The sequence below is a fragment of the Mesorhizobium sp. M7A.F.Ca.CA.004.06.1.1 genome (genome assembly GCF_003999135.1).
Classification (GTDB): Bacteria; Pseudomonadota; Alphaproteobacteria; order Rhizobiales; family Rhizobiaceae; genus Mesorhizobium.
This window is the reverse complement of sequence record NZ_RZPQ01000448.1, coordinates 1-4,900: the sequence shown is the minus strand read 5'-3', so window position 1 is coordinate 4,900 and position 4,900 is coordinate 1. Positions and strand designations below refer to the sequence as shown.

Here is a 4,900-nt window from a genome sequence, read left to right as displayed (position 1 = left end):
CGGCATGGATGTAGCCCATGCTTTTCGCGAGTTGCCGTTTGTCGGTGTCGTCAAAGGGGATGTCTGAGCGGCATCAAAAAGGTTTGCTGATGCTTAGAGCGGTTCGCCGCTTCACGAAAACGCCGAACCGCTCGAGTTTTTTGTTTTGACGCAATTCCCAAGGGAAAGCGCTGTGCGCTTTTCCCGGAAAATCGTCTCACACTTTTCCTGAATTGCTCGTGGGCTTTCAGGAAAAGTCAACTTTTGGCGGCCAAATATGCCGGCCATGGCAAAGCTTCTGATCGTCGAGGACGATGAGTCCGTCCGCACCCTGGCCGCCCGCGCGCTTGAACGCGCCGGGCACACAATCGATATCGCGGCGGACGGCGCGCAGGGGCTTTCGCTGATCCAGGCGGCGCGTGGCGGCTATGATCTCGTCGTCTCCGATATCCGCATGCCGGAGATGGACGGCATCGAGATGGCGATCGCGGCTGCTGCATTGTTTCCGTCGATCAAGATCGTGCTGATGACCGGCTATGCCGACCAGCGCGAGCGCGCCGAGGAATTGAACGGCATCATCCTCGATGTCGTGCAGAAGCCCTTCACGCTGGCCGAAATCCGTTCGCGAGTCGAGCGGGCGCTGATCTGCTTCGCCTGATCAGGCTGGGTCGGCGGCAGCGAGCACAGGTGGAACATTCTTGCGCCGTTCGGTGTTGAGCGCCAGCAGACCGGCGCCGATAATCAAGGCAGCGCCGATCACCGTCGTCGACCGCGGCACCTCGGCGAAGAACAGGAAACCCCACAGCGGCGACCACAGGATGCCGGTGTATTCGAAGGTGGCAACGCGGTTGGCCGGCGCCATCCGGTAGGCCTGCGACAGCAGGATCATGCCGGCGGAGGCGACGAAACCGCAGGCCGCCATCTTGAGAAAATCCGGCAGCGTCGGCCAAAGCCATGGCCGTACCAGGAATTCCAGGCTTGGGTGAACGGCGTGTGTAATGCCGGCCAGGTGAAACGCCCCGGCAACCACGGCGGCGCCGACCAGATAGGCGCCGTTCTGATAGAAGGCCATGACGGTGGACGATTCAGTATCGCCGATCTTGCGGGCCATCAGCTGCGAAAAACCATAGAGCGCCGCCGATCCCAGCGACAGCAGCGCTGCCCAGTCGAACAGCCCTGCGCCGGGGCGCAGCATCACGAGGACGCCGAACAAGCCGATCAGCACGGTTGCCAGTGTCTGCCAGGAGACGCGCTCGCCAAGGTAAGGTCCGGCCAGGACCATGATGAACAGCGGCGCCATGAAATAAAGCGCCACCGCATCGGCGAGCGGCAAAGCAGCGATGGCCAGGTAGTACATCGTATAGGAGGTGAACTGGATGAAGGCGCGCACCGTCAGCATGCGGAATCGCTTCGACAGGATCGCCCGCAAGCCGACATCGGCATGGACCAGAACGATCAGGATCGGCAGGGCGACGATCGAGCGGATCGCCATCACCTCGGTCACCGGATAGCCGCTCGACACGGCTTTGACGAGCGGATCCTGCAGCGAAAAGACCAGCACGCCGAGGCACAGGCTCAGGATGCCGCCCACCATCCGATTCTGCATCTGCATCCAGGCTCCTGCGCGTACGACCCGAAGCTGCCGCCTGCGGGGTAAAAAGAACCCGCCACCGTTTCGGGCAGCGGGCACGAGTGAGGACTCTTGATTGGTCCGCGGCTGATTTCGCAGCCGCATATCCAATGGGTATGGCGACTATCGTCCGCCGTTTGACATGTTGCAAACGAATTGGAATGATGCCAGCAATCAAATTCTCTTATGGCGGATTCCATGCGGCCGACCCTCGACAGCGACCTCCTGCGAACCTTCGTGGCGATTGCCGAGACCGGCAATTTCACCAAGGCGGCGGAGCAGGCCGGCCGCACCCAATCCGCGGTGTCGATGCAGATGAAGAAGCTCGAAGAGCTGATCGGCGCCAGCCTGTTCGAGCGCGGTTCGCGCGGCGTCGCGTTGACGCGGCGCGGCGGCGAACTCATCGTCAACGCCCGCCGCATTGTCTCGCTGCTCGACGAGACGTCGGCATCGATGGCGGCAGCGCCGCTTGGCGGGCCGGTGCGCATCGGCATTCCGGAGGAATATGGCCACGCCATCCTGTCGCGCGCGCTCGGCGCCTTCTCGAAGCGTCATACACAGGTCGAGGTCACCGTGCGCTATGCCCATTCCGGGGCACAGATGGCGGCGCTCGCTGCCGGCGAACTCGATCTGTGCGTGGTGTTCGAATGGCAGGATCCCGCCGGCGGCGAAGTGCTGATGCACGACCCGACCGTGTGGGTGACGTCGACCCTGCATCACATGCATGAGGAACAGCCGGTGCCGATCGCGCTCTACAACCGGGCCGGCTGGTGCAAGGACTTCGCCATCAAATCACTGGAGCAGCGCGATCTTGCCTATCGTGTCGCCTATACCAGCGACACCACCGGCGGCCTCAAGCTCGCCGTCACCTCCGGACTGGCGATCGCGCCGATTTCGCGCAGCAACATTCCGGACGGCTGTCGTGAACTGACCACCGCGGACGGATTCGGCGCCATCGATTCCTCCAACGTGGTGATGCACCGCAACCCCAATGCGTCAGGTGAGGCGATCGACGGCATGCAGGATGCGATCCGCGAAGCCTTCGTCAACAGGCTCAGTCAGCCGGCGGCATCCTCGTAGAAATGCAGCCTGTTGCCGAACGGATCGGCGACCGATACCTCGCGGGTCTTCCAAGGCGTATCTTCCACGCCCGGCCTGGCGAAGCGGTAGTTTTTGCCGATCAGTTCGCCATGAAGAGCGGTGATGTCCTCGACCTCGATGCGCAGGGCGATGCCGGGTGCACCGTCGCCATGATGTTCGCTGAGATGCAGAACGCAGCCGTCGCGGCCGACCGCCATGTAAAGCGGCGCGTCGTCGGCGAAGCGATGTTCCCACTGCACCTCGAAGCCGAGGAAGCCGACATAGAATTCACGCGCCTTGGCAATGTCGAAGATGCGCAGGATGGGTGTAACGGCGCCAAGTCTGGGCATGGTGGTGCAACCGCGCGAGAGGGTCTTTAGGTGGGATGGACGCGGGCGGCAATCCCTATGTTTTTTCGCAATTCCGGACGGAAAACCGCTTCACACTTTTCCTGGAATTGCTCTATTTCAGCTCGAGCAGCCGTTCCAGATAGCTGCGTTCGATGTCGGGGCTGAGCGCATTGCCGAGCCGTTTGCGGATCGCTTCCAGTATCTGGCGGGCGCGCTGCACGTCGATCTCGTCGGGCACCTTCACCGAATCGCCGAAATCGGGACCCTGGCTGGCGCGTGGCCGGCCGAGCGGATCACGATCGGCGTTCTGCTGCCGGCCGCCTTCCTCGCCGCCGCCCTGGTCGCCCTGCATGGCTTGCATCTGCTTCATCATGTCCTTGGCGCCCTTGCGCAGCGCTTCCAGCGCCCGGCCCTGATGACCGACGGCCGCATCGCCTTCGCCCTCGCCGAGTGCCTGTTCGGCATTGCCCATGGACTTGCCGGCCTCGCCAAATCCTTCATTGGGCTCCATACCCATGCCTTCGAGGCCCTTCTTCAGCTGATCCAGGTCGCTTTGCAGCTGGCCCTGGCCCTGCTGCAGCTGTTTCAGCGCATCGGCGAATTCCTGGGGTGTCATCGGCTTTTGCCGGGCGAGCGGATCGCGGTCTTCGCCGACGCCGGGTCTGTCCTCATCCTGGCCGCCTTCGCCGAGCTGCTCGTCACGGTTCTGCCCGCGCTGGCGCTCGCCGCGCTGCATCTGATCCATGCGGAAGGTGTCGTTCATCATCTCCTGCTGACGCCGCAGGATCTCACCCAGCTTGTCCATCTGCTGGCGCATCTCGCTGTCCTGCTGGCCGCCTTGCTGCTGACGGCCGGCTTGCAGATTGTTCATCATGTCCTGCAGTTGCGACAGCAGTTGCTGGGCCTTGTCGCGATCTCCGGACTTCGCCAGGTTTTCGATCTGGTCCATCATGCGATCGATGTCGCTCTGGCGCAGTTCCTGGCCATTCTGCTGCATCTGCGGGGCGTTGGGATTCTGCTTGGCGCGCTCCGCGAATTCCTGCAGGAACTGGTTCATCGCCTCGCGCAGTTCCTTCATCGCCTTTTCGATTTCAGCGTCGCTGGCGCCATTCTTGATGGCGTCCTGCAGCGCCTGTTGCGCCTGGCGCAGCCGCTTTTCGGCGGCCGAAAGATTGCCTTCCTCGATGCCGAGCGCGATTTCCCAGAGATAGGAGACCTCGCTGCGCAATTGATCGTCGCTCTCGGCCATCTTCAGCCGGGTGCGGGCGCTCATGATGGCGAGATAGTGAGACATGTTGTCGAACGTGTCTTCCGGCCGCAGCGTGATGGCGTCCATCAGGTCGAGCACGCGCGGCTTGGCGTTGGCGTCGAGCGCCAGCAGGCGGCGCTGTTCGATCACGGCGCGTGCCAGCGGATTGGCGAAAGGCCGCTCCGGCATCAGCAGCGTCTTGGTTTCGCTCGATGCAGTGTGCCCGGCATCATCGGTGGCGACCAGCGTCAGCTTGATGCTGCTGCCGGCCCAGACATGCTCGGTCAGGTCCTTGGAGGTCTTGGCGGCGTTCGACTTGCCGCCGCGGCGCGGCAGCGTCAGCGGCATTTCAGGTGCACCGTACAGCGGGCGCGCATTGGGCGCCTGCGGATCGGCGAGCGCGAACACCGCTTTGGCGGTGGCGGCGCCATAGTCGTCGTCGATCTGGTAGTTTAGCTCGAAGGCGCCGTTTGCGGCGCGCTTGGGCTCGCCGACGAAGCGGATCTGCGGCGGCTTGTCCGATATGACCGCGAAGGCCCAGCGGCCGAGCTGGTCCTCGCCCGACGTCAGCGTCAGCGTGCCGTCGCCGGTCAGCTTGCTGGTGAACTGGAG

Annotated in this window: 5 protein-coding genes; 2 read left to right on the top strand and 3 right to left on the bottom strand. The window is 63.2% G+C overall.

What is annotated here, in order from left to right:
* Positions 1–265: 265 nt before the first annotated feature.
* The gene (locus EN906_RS23055; protein ID WP_027038124.1) at positions 266–637 is read left to right on the top strand and encodes a response regulator; all 372 of its coding nucleotides are present in this window, start codon (positions 266–268) and stop codon (positions 635–637) included.
* Here the strand turns inward: EN906_RS23055 and EN906_RS23050 are convergent, their stop codons facing one another.
* The gene (locus EN906_RS23050; protein ID WP_164748665.1) at positions 638–1,585 is read right to left on the bottom strand and encodes a DMT family transporter; all 948 of its coding nucleotides are present in this window, start codon (positions 1,583–1,585) and stop codon (positions 638–640) included. It lies immediately after the preceding gene.
* Positions 1,586–1,807: 222 nt separating this feature from the next.
* Between EN906_RS23050 and EN906_RS23045 the strand changes: the two genes are divergently transcribed.
* Positions 1,808–2,689 (top strand): LysR family transcriptional regulator, encoded by an 882-nt coding sequence (locus EN906_RS23045; RefSeq protein WP_127269182.1) that lies wholly within the window; start codon positions 1,808–1,810, stop codon positions 2,687–2,689.
* Here EN906_RS23045 and EN906_RS23040 read toward each other — a convergent pair.
* Together EN906_RS23040 and EN906_RS23035 are read right to left on the bottom strand one after the other, a co-directional pair.
* Entirely contained in the window at positions 2,668–3,039 is a 372-nt protein-coding gene (locus tag EN906_RS23040) for a glyoxalase superfamily protein (protein WP_127269183.1), read from the bottom strand. The genes EN906_RS23045 and EN906_RS23040 overlap by 22 nt on opposite strands.
* Before the next feature lie 112 nt (positions 3,040–3,151).
* A partial coding sequence (locus EN906_RS23035; protein ID WP_127375397.1) for a TIGR02302 family protein occupies positions 3,152–4,900 on the bottom strand: 1,749 nt, incomplete at its 5' end.